This is a genomic window from Herpetosiphon llansteffanensis (assembly GCF_003205875.1).
Lineage (GTDB): Bacteria > Chloroflexota > Chloroflexia > Chloroflexales > Herpetosiphonaceae > Herpetosiphon > Herpetosiphon llansteffanensis.
In genome coordinates, this window is the sequence record NZ_PUBZ01000125.1 from 163,189 (window position 1) to 182,740 (window position 19,552).

The following is a 19,552-nucleotide window of genomic DNA, read 5'->3' on the forward strand; positions in this document are numbered from 1 at the left end:
GCACGATCATGCAACGGCAGCAAGCATCACACATTTGGCTTGATCTGATGTGTGCTGGCATCATTGTGAGCATTGGCGAAATTCAAATCCAAGCATTGAGCCAAATTCTCACTATCACGTTATCAATCGCTGTGTTGATCGTGGGTTATGCAGCAATCAGCATCTGGGCGTGGCGGCATTCGGCCACGCCTGCCCACGGCCATTTGCAATACGTTCGGCGCGATCAGCAAGCAATTAATTATCGTTGGATTAACGATGAGGAACATCAATAATGCGTACGTTTCTTCGGCCAGCTTTGGCCGCAATCATCATCTTTAGCGTTTTGACCGGAATTATCTATCCAGTGTTGGTGACAGCCATTGCCCAAGTGGCGTTTCCGAGCCAGGCCAATGGCAGCCTAATTGAGCAAGCAGGCGTGCAACGTGGCTCAGCCTTAATTGGCCAACAATTTGACCAAGCTGGTTATTTTTGGGGCCGTCTTTCAGCAACCGGCCCAGTGCCCTACAACGCAGCAGCTTCCAGCGGCTCGAACTACGGCCCGCTCAATCCAAGCTTGGCCGAAGCGGTTCAAGCTCGGATCGCCGCGCTCAAGGCCGCCGATCCCAACAACCCATTGCCAATTCCAGTCGATTTGGTCACCGCCTCGGCCAGCGGGCTAGATCCGGAAATCTCGCCTGCTGCTGCGCTCTATCAAGTTCAGCGAGTTGCCACGGCACGGGGCCTGACGCAAAGCCAAGTGCAACAATTGGTTGAGCAACATACCAGCCAACCAACGCTGGGAATTTTGGGCGAGCCACGGGTTAATGTGTTGCAATTGAACATGGCACTTGATCAAATCAAGGCTATCGATTGAGAACCTCATCCGATCCTTACAAGGTAGATTGTTAATATCGTGTTGTGTTCAAACCTTCCCTCACCCCAACCCCTCTCCCGTGCGCGGGCGAGGGGCTTTTTGGGTTGGTGGTTTTCGCCGAAATCGTGGTGAAACCGCGCAGCTCCCCCTCGCCCGCGTTCAGTGGGAGAGGGGGCTGGGGGGTGAGGGAATACTTGCCACCACCAATCGATCACAACCTTCCCTTGTAACAGAGGGGTTGGGGTGAGGGAACCCATAATTAGAGAAATTGGGCGGTGATGCTGCGGGCGCAATCTTTCAAAGCCAACGGAGGGCCTTCAAAAATAATTTCGCCGCCAGCACTGCCGCCATCAGGCCCAATATCGATAATCCAATCTGCTTGGCGAATAATATCCAAGTGGTGTTCGATCAAAATCACTGTATTCTTGGCATCAACCAAGCTATCGATAATGCGCATCAGCAGGCCAATATCCGAGCGATGCAAGCCTGTGGTTGGCTCGTCCATCACATAAACGCTGCCCTTTTTGTGCAATTCGGTTGCCAATTTGAGCCGCTGACCTTCGCCGCCAGAGATCGTGCTGAGAGGTTGACCAAGTTTCAAGTAGCTTAAACCAACATCGTTCATGGCTTGCAGCACAGGCTTAATCTTCTTTTCGCTGAAGAAATCCAGTGCTTCCTCGGCAGTCATATCCAACACGTCGCTGATCGATTTGCCGCGCAGGTGATATTCCAGCACTTCTGCTTTGAAACGCTTGCCTTCGCAAATTTCACAGGTCGAAGAAATGCCTTCCATAAAGGCTAAATCGGTATAAACCAAGCCCAAGCCATTACAATTATCGCAACTGCCTGTTGAATTGAAACTGAATAACGAGGCGCTCACCCCGTTGGCTTTGGCAAACGTCTGACGAATATCATCCATAATGCCGGTGTAGGTCGCTGGAGCAGAACGGCTATTGGCGGTAACTTTGGATTGATCGATCACAATCGCATTCGGATGTTGGCTCAAAAAGACTTCGTTAATCAAGGTGCTTTTGCCTGAGCCAGCAACACCCGTCACTACGGTCAACACGCCAGTCGGAATATTAACATTAACGTTTTTGAGGTTATGTAAATTCGCATTCACAATTGGCAAGTGTCCGGTTGGGGTGCGCGAATGCTGTTTGGTTGGCACTTCCTGCTGCAAATAGGTTCCAGTCAAGGTTTTTGAACGCTTGAGATCAGCAAAACTGCCTTCAAACACAACCTCGCCACCATGCACGCCCGCCCGTGGCCCAATATCGACAATATGGTCGGCAATCGCAATCACATCGGGATCATGCTCGACGACCAGCACGGTATTGCCTTTATCCCGTAGTTGTTGCAGTAACCGATTGAGCCGCGCCACATCGCGGGCATGCAAGCCCACGCTTGGCTCATCAAGAATGTAGAGCATTTCAGTCAAGCTATTACCAAGATGGCGAATCATCTTGACCCGCTGCGATTCGCCACCAGAGAGCGTGGCAGTTTCACGGCTCAAACTCAAATAGCCCAAGCCAATGTCAACCAACTGTTGGATGCGCTCCAACAGTTTTTCCGCCACCCGATCGCCAATCGGATCGGTAAAATCGGCCAAGAAACTCATCAAATCGGTGGCTTCCAAATCGGCAAGTTCGGCGATATTGCGCCCAGCAATCCGACAATTCAGCGCGGCTTGGGTCAAACGCTGGCCATGGCAGAGCGGGCAAGTTTGCGAGGTAGTGAATTGCTCAAACACTGCTCGATTGCGATCGGACATTGCAGCAGCATCTTTTTTGAGATACATGCGCTCTAAACGTTCCAGCAAGCCTTCGTATTTTGAGCTAAACTCGCCCCACGAAACCTTAAGATCAGCACCATGCAAGAAGGCTTGCAATTCCTGTTCGTTATAATCCTTAATCGGTTTATCGTTATCAAACAAGCCCGAAAGCGGATACATCTTCCACATCCATTTGCCAATTTTGAACTCTGGGTGCAGAATCGCACCCTCATTCAGCGATTTGCTGCGGTCGAGCAATTTATCCATATCAAGCTGAACCGTCTTGCCAATGCCCTCGCATTCTGGGCACATGCCTTGCGGCGTGTTGAAGGAAAAGGCATAGCCAGGCCCAACAAAAGGCTTGCCAACCCGCGAGAAGAGCAAACGCAACAGCACTGCAATATCGGTGTAAGTGCCAACCGTTGAGCGTGAACCGCCGCCAACCCGCTTTTGGTCGATGATAATTGGTGAGTTGAGATGTTCAATTCGTTCAACATCGGGCTGGCCGTAATGCGGCAAAAAGCCCTGCACAAAAAAGGTAAAGGTTTCATTGAGTTGGCGTTGGGCCTCGGCGGCAATTGTATCAAACACCAACGACGACTTCCCCGAACCAGAGACTCCGGTAAATACTGTCACCCGCTGTTTAGGAATATTCAAGGAAATATTTTTGAGGTTGTTTTCGCGTGCGCCATACACCTCAATAAACGCTCGATCCTGCATCATCAGACTCCTTGATAACTACAAATCTCTGGCCGCTGAGTGAATCGTTACCAGCAATCAACTTGCTATCCAAACGATCTAGGTTTATTCTAGAACATAGATGCAAGTCTCGTGAGTTTTAGGCTTTTTTAGGTGCTCACCACACTCAAATCATCAATTAAAGCCTCAAGTGCAAGATGAAGGTTTAACATGAAGGTTGAGCGTTATTTCCGCACAATTGATTTGGCGCGGACGATTAATATCAGTGTTCAGCAAGTGCGCAATTATGAAGCTGAAGGTTTTTTGCCAGTTGTCGAACGCGGCCCAAATGGCTATCGCCGCTATACCCAGCAACATATCGATGCACTGAACGCTGCCCAGTCCATGATCAATGGCTATGGCTGGCGCACTGCGCAAAAAATTATGGCGGCGCTTCACCAGCCCGATCAGCAAACAGCGTTTAATCTGATCAATCAACATCATGCTAAACTCGATACAATTCACCAGCAGCTTGATCAGACATTAAGCCTACTCAAAGCGGTGGCCGACCAACTAGCGCCAAGCCAGCGCCAGCAGCAACGGCTCTTGGTTGGCGAGGCTGCCAAGGCAGTTGGTGTGCCAATTTCGGCCTTGCGTTTCTGGGAGCAACAAGGCTTGTTGCAGCCAATCCGTCATAAATCCAACAAATATCGCTATTATGATGAGCGTCAGTTGCGCCGTTTACGAATTGTTGTTTTATTACGGCAAGCACATGCCGATTTTGACTCAATTCGCACAACTTTAGCAACCCTCGACCAGCAACACCCCCAACGCGCAGTTGCCGCCATCGAACAACGCCGCGCAGCCTTGGCCCAGCAGAGTTGGCAATGTTTGCAGGCAAACACCAGCTTAGTGAGTTATATCAAGACGTATCTTCCACTAGCGCCAATGCCACTTATTTAGGCCTTACTTCAAATTAGCAAGCTGAGTATAGCACAAATGTTTTATTAATTATTAAGCCTTGCGAGGTATTGACAATGCAGCTAGTGATTGTTGGCGGAAGTGGCCAAATTGGGCAGTTATTAACCAGCTATTGGCGTAATCAAGGCCATAGCGTGCAGATTATGGGGCGTTCAACAAGCACGCAGACAACAATCAGTTGGGATGCGGTGCAGCTTGGGCCGTGGGTTGAGCACCTGGAGCATAGCGATGTTTTGATTAATCTGACAGGCAAGAGCGTTAATTGCCGCTATACAGCCGCTAATCGTCGCGAGCTTTGGCGTTCGCGAATCGAGACGACGCGCTTACTTGGGCAAGCAATCCAACAACTTTCAAACCCACCTCGGCTCTGGCTGCAAGCAAGCGGTTCAGCCATCTATGCCCATAGCAACGAGCCACAAACCGAAGCGAAGCATACAATTGGCGGCAATGAAACGCATGCTTCGGCACGTTGGCAGTTTAATGTTGATCTCGTTAAGGCATGGGAATATGAGGCAGTTGCTGCCAAAACTCCACATACACGCAAAATAATGCTACGCACCAGCATGATGATGAGCCACGATCGTGGTGGTGTGTTCGATATTCTTTGTCGCTTGGCGCGCTCTGGCTTAGGCGGAACAATTGGTAATGGCCAACAATATGTCGCATGGATTCATAGCCACGATCTGGTGCGTGCTATAGCTTGGCTAATTGAACAACCAGACCTAGCAGGGCCGATTAATCTCAGCGCACCGCAGCCATTGCCAAATCATCAGTTTATGCGGCACTTACGCCAAGCTTTGAATACCCGCTTTGGCGTGCCTATCCCCAGCCCACTTATGCAGATTGGCGCATGGATGCTGCGCACGGAAGCCGAATTAGTGCTCAAAAGCCGCAATGTTATTCCCCAACGTTTGCTTGAGCATGGATTTCGTTTTGAGTATCCAAGTTGGCCTGAAGCCGTGACAAATCTGCTTCAATTACGCTAGAACAAGCTATGGCAATTGATAGGTTTGATGTGCCAGTTCGGTATCAGTTTGATCAATCACGCGTACACCGAGGAGGGTTGCCATTGGTAGAGACATTCGATCAATCCCGAAAATCTCTAATGAGGTGGTTGGGATAAACGGTTGAGAATACTCATTGGGATCGGGAATAGTGTAGTGTACTTGAATGGTTAAGGTAGCATCAACGTAACCAACTGCTTTAATCGCAACTTGATAACCACCTGATTGTTTCTCACCAGTAAATACCCCAATCAAAAGTGTTTTTTTAAGGTCTACGTCGGCCACAATCGGCTGCCAAGCCCGCGGTGTCACCGCCAACAACGCCTTGTGCTCATTCGGCATACCTGCAATCATCAAACCAAGCTCGGTTTCTTCAAGTTGGTAGAGCGGTACACCATTGTAGCGATCGTCAAGCCGTGCTAAGGGCGTTACCGGAACGGCAGAGCCAATCGCTGGGGCTGTGCTACAACCAGTCAAAATGCCACTCATTATTCCCATCAGGATTAGCCAGATTAATCGTCGCATCAGGATCTCCCTACTAAGCATTAGCCAGTACCTTCACTTTAGCAAGAATTCCAACTGCGTTGCCGCACAATCGCAGCAGATTCACAGCAATTTTGGTGAATTTGATTGCAGCATGCAAAAAAAACCCTGTTTCTGCATCTATATACAGTAGCGACAAATTCGATGGTTTAGCGGAGGAAACGCAATGACTCCAGAGCAAGAAGCACGCTTCAATCAATTATTGGCCGAAATTATCGATCCCCATGCCTCATTGGCAGCAGCCATTGATGAATTAGACGATCTAATGAGTCTGCTACAAGCGCAAAATACCATCTCTGCTGAGCACGTGCGCCAAGCCAAAGCGTTGATCAAAGTGATGCAATTAACCCTCAGCCAGCAAATTCCCGCCAATCAACGCTTGATTCAGGCCTTATTTGCAACCCAAAAATCGATTATTGCCGCCAACACCCTGACCCATTGCGCCTAAGTTCAGTGAGTGAAAAAGGAGTATGTTATGAATGTATACGAATTGCTTGATGATTTATGTTTGAAAATCGATGCCATCAGCATGAGCATCACAGCCCAAGATCAGTTGTCCAACGAGTTGGATACCCAAGCCTGTGCCTGTGCCTATGTGTTATTTGCCACCTTGACCAATCTGATTAAGCCCGATGCGGTGATGACCGATGTATTAGAAGGCATGGCCCATCGGATTACCTTGGCGGACCTTACCTTGGCCGCTTAACGATCAAGCAGCAGTAATCGCCCATGATTGCTGCTGCTTCTTATTGATCAAATTAGCTAAGCTGCGCTATTGCTGGGGCACTGCTGCCAGTAAATATTCCAACACATCAACCGCGCTAAATCCTTGCGGATGAATTTCGAGCAAGGCGGCGACAGTTTTAATATCATCACCCAAGGTCACCAAAGGTTGCTCGGTATACTCTTTGCGTTGCTGTGGCATACCAATGTTGGCAAACAAGGCATTGCACAAACATTTGCGCCCGGTTGTGTCATTAATATCGCCGCCTTTTTTCACGTATTGATCAACTGGCTCTGCTGGGCAACGAAAGCCCATCGTGCCATCTTCGCGGGGGTAGGCCACCCGCAAATAGCCCAAATCGCAGATCCGTGGCCGTTCTTTGTAGGTCGGCTCTAAGGCTAACGTGGTATTCAGCTCGGCCACTTTGAAGGGAAAGCCGGTTGGCGAAGCCAAAGCATCGGTAAAAATTGTCAGGCTATCGTTGGCAATATCGGTTAGCAGCGATTGACGAATTTCAGGGCTAAAGCCTGAATCATTCGATAAGGCAAACGCAGTGCCAACCTGAATGCCAACAGCGCCGCTGGCCAAGGCTTCAGCCAAACGCTCGGGCGAGCCATACGAACCAGCCATCCAGAAGGGCAAACCTAAATCCTGCAATTTGACCAAATCGACCACATCGCGCTGGCCATAGACTGGTTCGCCGCGTTCGTTAAAGACTGGTTGGCCGCGCGGCGGCGCATTGTGGCCACCAGCGGTCGGGCCTTCGACAATAAAGCCATTAACTTTGCCGGTGGCTTTTTTGGCCAAAGCAATTGCCAAGGTATTCGATGCAATAATGGCCAAGAATTCTGGGCGCTTGAGCGTGGCAGGTGGATTATCAAAAATCTGCTTTGGATCGAAATGCACAGCTAATTTATCGTCAGCTCCAGCTTGCTCAACGTAAATATTCAGGCTAGCAGCCTCGCCAACTGAAAACTGATCAAGCACGCCAGGAATTTCGCGCGGAATACCCGCACCCATCAGCACATAATCAACATCGGCCAACATTGCGCCATACAAGGCTGATAAATTGGGCATTTGCACTTTTTCAAGCAAGTTGATGCCCACCACGCCGTCGTGGCCTTCCTTGGCCAAAAATACTTCGACAAACGAAGCCACAACATTCAAAAGCTGCCATTCATTCGATGGCACGGCAGTATACATCGGCACAGCCCGATATGGCTGATCGGTAGGCTTGCCACCTTCGATAAAATAGCGTTCGAGAATGCGCTCGACATAGCCAGCAATCGGGAAATGCGCCAGCGCCCGACGCATTGCTCCATCATGATCGCCCTCTTGCAAACGCCGAGCAAGCACTACATTGATCCCAGTTCCAGAAACCACACCAAGTTGACCTGCGCTTGCAACGGCCTTGGCTAGCCGCCAATCTGATACGGCGACACCCATGCCGCCTTGAATTACAATGGGAAAACGCATGAGGCTGCTCCATGTTTAGTAAGCTATTGCGTGATTGTATGCTATCCTAATAGCCACAACGTAGTGAATTATAGCCCCTTGTGGCATATTTCTCTACAATGCAGTGCGTCAAATACATTGCAAGCACGCTAAAACGTGGTATAGTTGCGCCGTTTTGATAACCCATGTATGGAGGAATTCCCTGTGAATATTTGGCATGATGTGCCATTTGGCGACGATGCGCCAGAAATTATTAACGTAGTGATTGAAATTCCCCGTGGCTCACGCAATAAGTATGAAATCGATAAAGATACTGGTTTGATCAAGCTTGATCGGGTGCTTTCGTCAGCCGTCTATTATCCAGGCGATTATGGGTTGATTCCCCAAACCTACTGTGACGATGGCGATCCATTAGATGTAATTTTGCTGATCAACTTCCCAACCTTTCCTGGCTGTTTGATCGAAGCGCGCCCAGTTGGTGTGTTTGGCATGATCGACGGCGGCGAAAACGACGATAAAATTCTTGCCGTTCCAGCCAACGACCCCTACTTCGCCAATATCAAAGATTTGGGTGATGTGCCACCCCACTTCATCAAAGAAGTAACCCAATTCTTTGCCTCATACAAAGCCTTGGAAAACAAAACTGTCGAAGTTGGCGAATGGCAAGGTGCTGAAGCTGCCAAGCAACGCATCCAAGATTCAATTCAACTCTACAACGAAAATTTCCGCAAGCCTGAGTAGAGTTCAGGGGCGAGGGTTCATGGATCAGGGGCTAGGGTTCAGGATTGAGCAGTACGCAGGGTTTATGTTGCCCTGCGTGCTGTGTTTAAAGGGGGATAAAACTCTTTCAAGGGTTAATATCCCCTCACCCCAGCCCCCTCTCCCGTGACGCGGGCGAGGGGCTTTAACCCCATAATTCAGCCGCGATGCGTGCTACAAAACGGTGGCTCCCCCTCGCCCGCGTCCAGTGGGAGAGGGGGCTGGGGGGTGAGGGAACTAACTTTTACTGCCATAGATTAAGATTTTGCCCGGCGAATTTTCTGATAGACCTGAATGGCACTTTGGGTCACCGCTGCGGTACTTTGACCAGGAAATGTACTATCGCCCACGAGCCATAAACCATTAATGTTTGCAGCTTGCGGCCCTAAACTCAGCAAGCCTGAAATTGAGCGCCACTGCGGCAAGCCGCCAACCATGCCCCGCTTGCGTTGAGTATAGCGCGCAAACGAAACTGGCGTGCCAATTTGTTGATACCGAATATGCTGGCGAATTGTGGGCAGCGCTAGCTCAACTGTATCGAGCATACGCTCAGCCATCGCCGCTTTTTCAGCCCTATAGCGCGCAGGATCGCTTTGCCGCCAATGCCACCAGCGACTCACATTGGTATGGGTTGAAACGGTCATAGCGCGTTGGCCCTGCGGCGCACGTGAACGATCGGCGGCAGGATGTAATGAAATAAAAACGCTATTGGCTTCACCAAGTGCTTGAGCGTAATCAGCAATAATTTGGTGGTGTTCGGCCAAGCCTTGGGGAATTGCCGCCTCGTCAATGCCCAAATAGAGCGTTGTTGCCCCCCAGCCTTGCGGAACCGCTTCAATCCTGCGCCGAAGCAGCCAACTTGGCGCTTGATCAAGTAAATCAGCTAGATCCCACATGGTTGTATTGGCAATCACATGGCGTGCCCGCAAACGCTCGCCGTGTTCAGTCATCACGCCCACAACTTGGCCGCGATCAGTCTGAATTTGGCTAACTTTTTGCCGATAGCGAATTTCGCCGCCCGATTTAATGATGGCTTGCTCAAGTGTTTTGGCCAAATTCCAAGCGCCGCCTTCAACATAGTATGTGCCAATGCGCGCCAAATCAAGCGCAACCGCGCCATAGAGCCAAGCACATTCAGCATTGCTGCTTTGGGCGCTGATCAATAATTGACCATCGATAAACGTTCGCATGCGCCGATCATCAACCTTATGTCGATCTAAGGCGTGTTTGACTGTACGCGGCAAGGCTGGCAGCAAATGCAGCATTTCAGGCCGAATTGTGCTGGCCAAACGGCCTACATCCGCCAATGATTCTGGCGGCATTGGCGGCATGCGCCCAGCAAAACGCCAAGCAACCTCGGCCAAATGCTCTTGCTCACGCCAAAATTGCTCTGCTTCCCACGCTTGGCTTGGGCAAAGCCGCTGGCGCTCTGCAAGCCAACGTTCATCGCCCCAACGCGTTACGCGGAGATCGGGTAACCAGACCTCCATGGCTGGGTTGAGTGGCTGAATCGGCCAGCTTAAGCCCAATTTTTGGCCAAGCCAATGATGCGCACCGCCAGGCCGAAAACCAGCAAAGACGGTTGCGCCAACATCAAAAATATATTGATCGCCATTGGGGCGTTTACGTTGATAGGAAGAAGCACAGCCACCAGGCTCGATATGCGCCTCAAGTACGAGCACGCGATAGCCATCGTTGGCTAAGAGGGCGGCGGCAGACAAACCTGCAATGCCTGCGCCAATCACAATCAGATCATAATCCATCGCCAATTCCCCAGCTAGATCGTACAGGCTATGCTACGTGAGGAATCAGCCCGTGGTTTAATACAAATCCCAAATCGTTTCGCCACGCAAAATCCGCTCAATATAATCGGGGAAGGTTTTAACTGAGACCGGTTTCGCTACAAACCCATCGAAGCCAGCCAAACGCATCTTTTCAACATCTTCGCGACTGTTATAGGCCGACATGGCGACAATTTTGGTGCGCTTGAAATCGGGCAAGACGTGTAACTTTTGCAGCACCATGTAACCATTCTCTCGCGGGATGCGAATATCCAGTAAAATCAGATCGAGCATTCCCAAGGAGGGGTTTTGTTGAACTTGCGGCGAACTCAACCAATTGAAAAAGGCATCGCCAGAGGCGCGAGCATTACAATAGGCTACTTGAACCCGCTCGCGCAGCAGCAACAAGGCCAAGTTCATACTATCAACGTTATCTTCAATCACCATAACTTTGGCCTGGGTTGGAGCGACGATGGTTGGTTTTGGCCGAAGTGCAGCACCTACCATATGAGAACCTCCGCATGGATTGGTTATGTGTCGCATGGCATCAGCAACGCAAGCAATAATTATGGGTGATGCCAATATCCCCCCAAAGTAGCAGATTTGCTACTACTATCTCATCCCTTGGGGTTAAATTTGCCTCAAACTCAGCAATAAATCAAGAGCCTAGGATAAAATGGGGACTTTTAGGCTAGGTCGCTCGTTCGAGATTGGGTGTGAAATTGGAACACTGGTGGGCAGATGAAAGCTTGGTTCGCAACGTAACCAATGGTTGATGCGTAGCAACACAGCCCTCGAAACCATAACCAAGGTGTATTAGGAGGATTGGATGCACGATACTATGACTAGCACAGCTCTCTATACGGCGTGCTTTGAACAAGATTCGCTGGCCCAACATGAGGCCTATACGACGCTTTGGCATATGCTGTATCGCGTGGCCTATGCCATGCTGCATGCGTACCCCGATGGCGATGCTATTACCACGGATTGTACCCAAAAAGCCTTGATTAAAATTCATCGCAATATTGGCCAATGCCAAAACCCGGCCACCTTCCGCGAATGGTGTATGCAGATTGTGCGCCGCACGGTGCTCGACGAGCTACGGCGGCCTGAACATCGCCGCCGTGCCAGCATGCCCGATGCAGAACACGGGCCATGGGCCGCGCCGATCGAAACCTTGCAACTCGATGATCTGCGCGGTATCCTAACTGAGGTAATCGATGCAGGGCCGCTTAGCGCCCGTTCGCGGCGGGTTGTGGTTGGCCGCTATTTCAGCGAGCAAAATGATGATCTGCTGGCGCAAACCGAAAGTGAATTAGCCCAAAAACCGGTTTTGGCCTCGCACATTCAAGTGACTCGCGCCAAAAATTTGGCAGCCTTGCGCCGCGATCCTGCATTAATCGCCCGCTTGCGCGAATTTGTCGAAGAAGGATAGGTCGCGGCGCTTGCATGCGTCTCCATGCTGAAGCCGCTGATTAGTTGTAGTAGGAACGTTCTATGAATCAAGCAAACTGGAGCCAGAATGCCATGCAGCATTTGGTACAAACCTTGGTCGCGCCAGTTGATCAGCACGCATGCGACACATGCTGCGATCAACTGGCCATCTATACTGAGCGCAACCAGCGCATTGCCCAGCAATACTTACCACCAAGTATTCAACAACACTTAGATGCCTGTGTCGGTTGCGCTGAATATTTCGCCGCTCTCGATCGCTCGTTTACTTCCGTCGACAACGATTTGCCAGTGCCAGCACCTGATTTAGGCTTTTTGCAGCAAGCGCCAAGTTGGTACGAGCGGGTTTCGGCAGCCCTAGCTTTGGTTGGCAAGAATATTCACATCAGCCTCAACCAAAGCTTGCTCGATGGATTTGCCGCATTGCAACCAGCCCAGCCAGCCTTGCGCGGCGAAACCAATCAGCCATTGCAATTGACCTTCACACCCAGCATTCAGCCATTGCGCGAAATCAAGTTGGCAATTTACCCTGCTGAAGCAAATGTTTGCCGCGTGCGGGTGCAAGTGCAACTCCACGATCGCGAATGGCCCGATTTGGCCCAGATTGGCGTACATTTGATCGCCGCATCAGGCCGCCAAAGCAGCGAAACCGATGTTTGGGGCGAAGCAGTCTTTAGCGATGTTCAGGCAGCAGATGTTGCTGGCTTAACTTTAGAAATCGAGTTGCCAACCCCAATCAACTGATAGCCCGCCCAATAATGTGGATCGGCAAACGGGTATTCACCCTGCTGGCTTGGAGCAAGCGGGATGCTTACCTGTGCTTGCGGCATGCTGCGAATCTGTTGAATTGCCTGTAGAAGTGCTTCTGCTGGCTCAAATTCCGCTTGCAATGCCTGATAAAATAGCTTCATCAAGACAGCACTTGCCACATCGTCAACTGGCCAGAGCGTAACCAAAACCGCCCGTGCGCCAACCGCTAAAAACGCCCGTACCAAGCCAAACGGTTCATCGCCACGCACAATTTCGCTCACGCCACTTTGGCAAGCACTCAACACCACCAAATCAGCATCCAACTGCCAGTTGGTCAATATATCCAAGGCCGAAACTGTCTGATTGGGGCCAAATTGGAGCCACGAGGCCAATGGTTGGTCGAGCACAAACACGCCATGACAGGCAATATGCACAATGCGATAATCCTCAAGCTGTTGCGCGATATTTGACGCTGGCAACGGATAATGCTGGCCACCAAGCGCCGCTACCGCCGCTGCGGCCTCAGCATGGGTATGCACCAAAGCTGGCTCAACTCCACCCGCATAGCTCAGGGCTACACATGGCTCGCTTGCCTGGCTTGGTTGACGTTGGCTCAATTGCAAATAACTGGCAGCGCTCGGAATCGTCGTTGTTGGCAGATCAAGCCCAAGCTCGCCCAATAAGAGTGCATTCCACGGCACATGATGCAAAGCGCCATGCGGCACAACCAGCACATGCTGCGCTTGGTGCAAGAAGTTTTGGGCTGGGCCTAGGAGGCGTTGGGCTAGGCGTTGCAAAATCGCTGGACGCAAAAAGCGCCGCCCATCACACTGAAACGGCGAGGTTGCCAAGAGAATATTTGGGTCGAGCTGGCAATTGAAGGCTTGAACTTCATCGGTCGTAATTGCAAACAGCCAGGTTGCTGCTGGTTGAATTAACAAGCTGCGCAAAGCCTTGGCCGTTGCTGGCAATGCCGCCAACAGACTTGCCTCCGGCCCCACTGCGCCAATCGTCATATAATCGAGCATCAGGCTGCCCTGCGCCAAGCCCTGTTGCAACTCGCTAAGATTGGGAATCGTGCCAAACGCTTGATTGGTTTGGCCATTGCGGGCAAGTAAATCGTTGAGCGCCCGCGCCCGTGCTTTTTCAGCCATCAAAAAGGCTTGTTCAAGCTTAGCTTGGGCCAGATAGGCCGCAATCGCACCTTCGTACACTTGTTGCCAACGCCCCATTAGGCTAATTTGCAGGCTCTCGGCCAAAATTGGCGCACGCATCGCCTCAATCAACTCAATTGCTTGCAAATAATGCTGCTCAGCCTGTTGATGATCATTGCGCGCCGCCGCAACTTGGCCTAAGCGAAACCATACCAAAGCCGCAATTTCTTGGCGCTCAACGCTTTCAACCAAATCAAGCGCTTGGCGATAGGCGCTTTCTGCCTGTTCAAACATGCCCTCGACATGCCAAGCCAAGCCATAATTCAAATAAGCATCGATATGATAGACGCGGCTGCTCATCTGCGCCAAGGCTTGCTCAAAATGCTGGCGTGCTGCCGCATATTGGCCTTGCAACAAGGCTAATTCACCAAGATTATTGGCAATTCGGCCAAGGAAATCGGTGGCGTTTTCTGCTTGCAAAATGGCTTCGGCCTGCTCAAAATGGCTCAACGACTGCGCCCAATTGCCGCGATCGCGGGCCAACAAGCCTAAATTGATGCGCACCAAGGCTTGAGGGTAGAGCAGATTTTGCGCTTGCAAGGTCGCTAAACTACTATTCAAGCAGCGCTCAGCAGCGCGATATTCTTGCAAATGGTAGCGCAAACTGCCTTCATTCAGCAGCACATAGGCTTGACGCACCGGATCAGCTTGGGCTTCCCAAAGCGCAAAACTAGCCTGATAATTAGCCAAAGCCCGATCATAATTACCGCTATAGCGCGCAAACGTGGCATCGGAGTTCAGCGCCCGCCCGCGAATCATCGGCTCAAGATCTGGTTGCGCCAATAATTGGCTGAGCAACGTACATGCTTCTGCATATTGATCACGCAGGCCAGCGGCGAGGCCACGATAATACTCCAAGAGCTGACGATCAGTGGTGGTTGGCGCTAAATCGGCGGGAATTTGGCTGACCAAATCAGCTAATTCATGGGGTGCTTGGCGAATCAGCAATTCAGCAAACGTCCGCAGATCGGCAAACAAACGGGTTGCCAACGCAGGGTTTTGGGCAGCATGGGCCAATTCAGCAGCAATTAATTGCTGATACGCAGCCCGCAACTCTGCTGGCTCAGATTGAAGTTGTTTGCGACGCTCAGCAGGAATCTGCCAGCCATCGGCAGCAGTTTGCAACCAACCAGAGGCTTGCAATTGGGCGACGCTTGGTTCGGCGGGAGCAATCAGCGGCCAAAGTGCAGGATCAAACGGTTCAAATACCAATAAGAGTGCGAGATTCGCAAACTCAGCATCGAGGACAGTCATAGCAACCTCCTACAGAAAGAATTTAGCCGCACGTACGTCTTTAGGTATACAACAGATGTAACGCTCTTTTCACGCATTAATTAAAGGAGTTGAGTGTATGTTTTGGCGCAAAATTGGCTTAGTGATTATCAGCAGTTTATGTTTGACCCTGCTGATGACCCCAAATCAACCAAATGCTGCGAATGCGAGCAGCCCTTTTGAAAGTATTCATTTAATTGTTTCACTCGAATGGCAGCCAGGCCAGCAAGATCTTTTACGTCAAGCTGAAGGCAGCACCTGCAAAGATTTGACCTATACAGCCATGCAGGATGTGCTCGAAACCGCGCTCCAAGAAACCAGCCAAACCTTGTATCAAGCGACCCAAGGCCAAGTTTGGGTTGAACAATATTCGGTCTATACCAATGGCGAGCATTGGAACGACGCTGATATTCGGATTTTGGCCAGCAACGAGTATCGGCCAACGGCCTTTCTCGGTGGCTTTGAGAATAGCTTGCGCACCGTCAACACCCAAGCAGGCAAAGTTCATTTCGTGCCCGCCGCCATTATGCTTGGGCGCTTGTGGAATGGCATCAACGCCCGTTGTGGCCTCTGGTCAGATGTTGCTGGGAGCCAAACGATCAGTCACGAGCTTGGCCACCATATTTTGGGCCTACACGATGGCTATGCCCCCGATTTGAACACTGCCAATTATACCTATTGTAGTTCAACCAGTAACGACCTTAGTGCTGAGATGCCACGCGATCGGACAAACCATAATTCGCTGATGTCGTATCACTATAGCGCCAGTAACTTGCGGGGTAATTCACGCACGGCCTATCATTGCGATCAAACGCCACAGGATTTAATGTATGGGCTTAATGATTGGAAAACGGTGGAAATGCTCTATGGCTTAGTGCCAAGCAGCACGCCAAGCATTATGCAGCCCCAAGGCACGGCAATTGTTACGTTCATGCCCAACAGCGCCAAAGGCAACAGCAGCGTCGTTGAATATAACGGAGCCAGCGATAATCAAGCCCTTGGGTTTAGCATCCAAGGCGATTTAGCCAGCCCGCAGCGGATTATTGATCAGGGCACGCTGCAAGCCAACAAACAAGAAGCATGGCTTGGCATTAATACCCCGGCCAAAGATCGCGCCTTGATTTTGGCTCGCGATTGGCAAAATAAAACCGTCTATTCAATCTACCCAACCCAAAATATCTTAGCCGACAAAAACGACTTTAGCCTAGTAAATCAGCGTTGGGTTGCCAATTTACAAATCAAGCCAGTGCTTAACAGTGCGAGTACACTGCCACAAATTAATGCGATTGAGGTCAAAGGACAAGAATGTGGCGTTCATGGTAAAAAAGTAAACTTAGCATTTTGCCCTGCTGGTGGCAAGTGCCGCACGATTGCCGGGCTTGATATTAGCAGCACTGGTAGTTTTGGCACGACGTTCCAATTACGAGCTGACGAAATTGCGGGCTTAGGCAGCTATCACAATTATATTTATGCCTATAGCAGCGATTTCAACACGCCAATTGCCACCTGGTATCAAATTGCTGGTGGTTTTGGCCCAGCAACCGCCGAAATTCATGCCCCCATTGCTGATGGCGGCATTGGTCTCGATGTCCAAACCCACGTTGCTGATGATATTACAGGCACAACGATAGCCGTCTATCAACCAGCGCCATTATGTACAAACCTGAACAATCTCCAAAATTACACAATCAAACAATGGCCAATGTTGATTCAACCATATTTGATTCGCGATAAACGTTTATTAGCTTGGTCTGCCAACCATCCGCCATTGTACGCGCAATTGAGCTACGATCCAAGCGCATTCGGCAGCAATGGCCCAACTGTTTTGGTTTACAACCCAGCCAACCCAACTGCTGGCTGGAATGCGGTGCCAATCGTCGCCACCAGCCCAGAATTAGGCTTATTGACCGTCGACTTACGCACCTACTACAGCCAAGGTTTGGTCTACGCATTAGCCGAATAAACCAAAAAAGGCCGTGGGTTTGTAATAAACCCACGGCCTTGCTCAATCAACGTTTAGCTTTTGACAGATTCCAAACGCTTAGCGCGAATCAACGAAGCGCCAATCGCCACGACGATAATCGTGGCCACCACACCCAACGCAATCCCTGAAGGAATTTTGAATGCGGTTTCGACCAAGAGCATCTTGATGCCAACAAAGCTGAGCACAAAGGCCAAACCAAGCTTGAGATAATGGAACTTGTGCACCATACCAGCAAGCACAAAGTAGAGCGAACGCAAGCCCAAAATCGCAAATACATTCGCGGTATAGACCAAAAACGGCTCTTGGGTCACTGCAAAGATCGCCGGAATCGAATCGACAGCAAAGATTAAGTCGGTCGCTTCAATCATCAACAGCACCAAGAACAACGGGGTTGCCATCAAAACGCCAGCTTTGCGCACAAAGAATTTATCTTCGTGGTATTCATCGGTCACTGGCATCAAACGGCGAAAGCTGCGCACCAAAATATTGTTCTTTGGATCAAGCGTTTGCTCCTGATGGAATGCCATCTTGATCCCCGTCACAATCAGAAACGCGCCGAAAATGTAGATAACCCAGTGAAATTCGCGAATCAAGGCCGCGCCAGCGCCAATCATGGCTCCACGCATCAGCAAAGCCCCAAGCACACCCCAGAACAACACACGATGCTGATATTTGGCTGGCACAGCAAAGCTACCGAACACTAGCACAAACACAAAAATGTTGTCGATACTGAGCGATTTTTCAATCAGATAGCCGGTCATAAAGGCTAAGGCTGCTTCGCCATTGGTATAGCTACTTGTAGGAACGAGCTGCTGCCAAAAGAGGTAAATCCCGAGGTTGAAAAGCGCTGCTAAGCCAATCCAAGCCACGCTCCACAAGGTTGCTTCTTTGATAGAAACCTCATGCGCTGAGCGATGAAACACGCCAAGATCGAGCGCCAGCATGGCCAAAACGAAGACGTTAAAGCCAATCCACATCCAAACCATCGTATCCATTGTGAAATCGCCTCCTGCAAGGCCGTGGTTGGTCGACACAAAAAAACCAACACGGCAATCAAAGCCAATGTTGGTCTGACCAAATTACGCAGTGCGTATTGTTTGCAACCGAGAAATTGCTTCTGGATTGACGATTGCAAACCCTGTTGATGCAGGTGGCTACTCCCCAACGGAACGTATGGATATATAGTATCAATACTTTTGCATTTGTCAAGGGGGATTGTGATATTAGTTGAGCATTTTGCTTAGCAATATTCGGCCATAAGGCTTAATTGAATGGGAGCTTGCAATGCTATAGTAGGAGCCGTCTAATTTATGAGGAGAAACGATGGGTACACGAGTTTATTTTGAATATGCACCACCTGAAGGACTAAGCACGCTGATTCTTCAACATCTTGATTTGTTCATGATTTGGCTTGAAAATCTATGTATAGAATATCCCAATGAATTTTCTGAGGATATTTCGAGATTTGCCAAGCAGGTTGAGCGCGATGGTGTAGCAGCATTGCAAGCTACAACCAGCGAACAAGCGGCGTTGGTCGATGATTTTGTGATGGAATTTTTTGGTAATTTTGCCGAAAACCATTCCATTACGACACCAGCTAATGGTAATCGGGTTTCTATTCAGCACTATTGGGATTGTAAGTCTTGGCTGGCAGTACATTGCTCACCAGCCTTTGAAAGATTGTGGATGTTTATGCTCGAAGGACGTGGAATTGAGCGTGATTCAGAGCAATTGCCATTTACGCAGGCGCTTGATCCGGTTTGTAGAATTGGCTATTGGACAGTACAAGAATGCGTTACAATGCTCCATGAGCTGCAACCACTAACGATTCCAGAAGCAAAACCAACATTTTGTGTACGAATTGTGCGTGATGCGCTGCAAACAGTGGTTGATCAACAGGCTTCGATGCTGATCTTTGTAAACTAAGCTTAAACACAAACCCGCCACTGAGTTTTTGACTCAGTGGCGGGTTCATTGGAATGGTACGCATCCCCCTACGTTCCCACAGCGGGTGCTGCAGTAGCCTCGGTGTGTGTCGCGTTCACGGCCTGGTTCGGGATGGAGCAGCGTGGGGCACAACCACCTCGACACGTACCAAATTGTTTGTCCTTGGCCATGCACCCTACTTGACGACTTCTTCAGTTCGCAATCGCTCGCAGCATTGTCCAGTTCTGCCTGTCTGGCTGCCATTCTCTGGCCTGCCCGCGTCCTGCCGACGCGCGGCAACCGATGATCGCTTGGCTTTCTGTGAGTGTCTGCTCTACCGTTCACACGGCCTCCACAGCACCCCAGTTATCCGCCTCGTCTCGACGGTGCCTCTCACATATT

Annotated in this window: 18 protein-coding genes; 11 read left to right on the plus strand and 7 right to left on the minus strand. The window is 50.3% G+C overall.

The window, feature by feature from the left end; all coding sequences use genetic code 11:
* The first annotated feature begins 8 nt into the window (after positions 1-8).
* On the plus strand, positions 9-272 hold the full coding sequence (locus C5S61_RS20505) for a hypothetical protein (protein WP_110518088.1): 264 nt from the start codon (positions 9-11) through the stop codon (positions 270-272).
* On the plus strand, positions 272-853 hold the full coding sequence (gene kdpC, locus C5S61_RS20510; protein ID WP_110518090.1) for a potassium-transporting ATPase subunit KdpC: 582 nt from the start codon (positions 272-274) through the stop codon (positions 851-853). Before C5S61_RS20505 ends, kdpC begins: the two co-directional genes overlap by 1 nt.
* Positions 854-1,112: 259 nt before the next feature.
* Here the strand turns inward: kdpC and C5S61_RS20515 are convergent, their stop codons facing one another.
* Positions 1,113-3,350, minus strand: coding sequence for an ATP-binding cassette domain-containing protein (locus C5S61_RS20515; RefSeq protein ID WP_110518092.1), 2,238 nt, complete (start codon positions 3,348-3,350; stop codon positions 1,113-1,115).
* Between the two features lie 186 nt (positions 3,351-3,536).
* Here C5S61_RS20515 and C5S61_RS20520 point away from each other — a divergent pair, with 186 nt between their 5' ends.
* Both C5S61_RS20520 and C5S61_RS20525 read left to right on the plus strand, forming a co-directional pair.
* Positions 3,537-4,268 (plus strand): MerR family transcriptional regulator, encoded by a 732-nt coding sequence (locus C5S61_RS20520; RefSeq protein WP_110518094.1) that lies wholly within the window; start codon positions 3,537-3,539, stop codon positions 4,266-4,268.
* A 74-nt stretch (positions 4,269-4,342) separates the two neighbouring features.
* A complete protein-coding gene (locus tag C5S61_RS20525; protein ID WP_110518096.1) occupies positions 4,343-5,272 on the plus strand; it encodes a TIGR01777 family oxidoreductase in 930 nt (309 codons plus the stop codon).
* 6 nt (positions 5,273-5,278) lie between these two features.
* Here the strand turns inward: C5S61_RS20525 and C5S61_RS20530 are convergent, their stop codons facing one another.
* On the minus strand, positions 5,279-5,815 hold the full coding sequence (locus C5S61_RS20530) for a protease complex subunit PrcB family protein (RefSeq protein WP_124033478.1): 537 nt from the start codon (positions 5,813-5,815) through the stop codon (positions 5,279-5,281).
* Between the two features lie 184 nt (positions 5,816-5,999).
* Between C5S61_RS20530 and C5S61_RS20535 the strand changes: the two genes are divergently transcribed.
* Together C5S61_RS20535 and C5S61_RS20540 are read left to right on the plus strand one after the other, a co-directional pair.
* Positions 6,000-6,281 carry a hypothetical protein gene (locus C5S61_RS20535; protein ID WP_110518100.1) on the plus strand — a complete coding sequence of 94 codons (282 nt, stop codon included), beginning with the start codon at positions 6,000-6,002 and terminating at the stop codon, positions 6,279-6,281.
* Positions 6,282-6,308: 27 nt separating this feature from the next.
* Positions 6,309-6,539: a hypothetical protein gene (locus C5S61_RS20540; protein ID WP_110518102.1), complete on the plus strand. Its 231-nt coding sequence runs from the start codon at positions 6,309-6,311 to the stop codon at positions 6,537-6,539.
* 66 nt (positions 6,540-6,605) lie between these two features.
* Here C5S61_RS20540 and C5S61_RS20545 read toward each other — a convergent pair whose 3' ends face one another.
* The gene (locus C5S61_RS20545; RefSeq protein ID WP_110518104.1) at positions 6,606-8,033 is read right to left on the minus strand and encodes a nitronate monooxygenase; all 1,428 of its coding nucleotides are present in this window, start codon (positions 8,031-8,033) and stop codon (positions 6,606-6,608) included.
* A 183-nt stretch (positions 8,034-8,216) separates the two neighbouring features.
* On the opposite strand from C5S61_RS20545, the gene C5S61_RS20550 reads away from it, so the two are divergent.
* Complete coding sequence (locus tag C5S61_RS20550) at positions 8,217-8,753, plus strand: inorganic diphosphatase (RefSeq protein ID WP_110518106.1); 537 nt, start codon at positions 8,217-8,219, stop codon at positions 8,751-8,753.
* 275 nt (positions 8,754-9,028) lie between these two features.
* Here C5S61_RS20550 and C5S61_RS20555 read toward each other — a convergent pair whose 3' ends face one another.
* Positions 9,029-10,534, minus strand: a complete 1,506-nt coding sequence (locus tag C5S61_RS20555) for an FAD-dependent oxidoreductase (protein WP_110518108.1) — start codon at positions 10,532-10,534, stop codon at positions 9,029-9,031.
* 57 nt (positions 10,535-10,591) lie between these two features.
* Entirely contained in the window at positions 10,592-11,059 is a 468-nt protein-coding gene (locus C5S61_RS20560; protein WP_110518110.1) for a response regulator, read from the minus strand.
* Between the two features lie 334 nt (positions 11,060-11,393).
* Between C5S61_RS20560 and C5S61_RS20565 the strand changes: the two genes are divergently transcribed.
* Together C5S61_RS20565 and C5S61_RS20570 are read left to right on the plus strand one after the other, a co-directional pair.
* Positions 11,394-11,987 (plus strand): RNA polymerase sigma factor, encoded by a 594-nt coding sequence (locus tag C5S61_RS20565; protein WP_164689695.1) that lies wholly within the window; start codon positions 11,394-11,396, stop codon positions 11,985-11,987.
* 62 nt (positions 11,988-12,049) lie between these two features.
* The gene (locus C5S61_RS20570; protein ID WP_110518314.1) at positions 12,050-12,748 is read left to right on the plus strand and encodes a hypothetical protein; all 699 of its coding nucleotides are present in this window, start codon (positions 12,050-12,052) and stop codon (positions 12,746-12,748) included.
* Here the strand turns inward: C5S61_RS20570 and C5S61_RS20575 are convergent.
* A complete protein-coding gene (locus C5S61_RS20575) occupies positions 12,688-15,222 on the minus strand; it encodes a CHAT domain-containing protein (RefSeq protein ID WP_110518316.1) in 2,535 nt (844 codons plus the stop codon). The genes C5S61_RS20570 and C5S61_RS20575 overlap by 61 nt on opposite strands.
* A gap of 97 nt (positions 15,223-15,319) precedes the next feature.
* Here C5S61_RS20575 and C5S61_RS20580 point away from each other — a divergent pair, with 97 nt between their 5' ends.
* Positions 15,320-17,203 carry a hypothetical protein gene (locus tag C5S61_RS20580; RefSeq protein ID WP_110518318.1) on the plus strand — a complete coding sequence of 628 codons (1,884 nt, stop codon included), beginning with the start codon at positions 15,320-15,322 and terminating at the stop codon, positions 17,201-17,203.
* A 53-nt stretch (positions 17,204-17,256) separates the two neighbouring features.
* Here C5S61_RS20580 and C5S61_RS20585 read toward each other — a convergent pair whose 3' ends face one another.
* Positions 17,257-18,219 (minus strand): TerC family protein, encoded by a 963-nt coding sequence (locus C5S61_RS20585; RefSeq protein ID WP_110518320.1) that lies wholly within the window; start codon positions 18,217-18,219, stop codon positions 17,257-17,259.
* A 328-nt stretch (positions 18,220-18,547) separates the two neighbouring features.
* Between C5S61_RS20585 and C5S61_RS20590 the strand changes: the two genes are divergently transcribed.
* Positions 18,548-19,150, plus strand: coding sequence for a hypothetical protein (locus tag C5S61_RS20590; protein WP_110518322.1), 603 nt, complete (start codon positions 18,548-18,550; stop codon positions 19,148-19,150).
* The last annotated feature ends 402 nt before the right edge of the window (positions 19,151-19,552 follow it).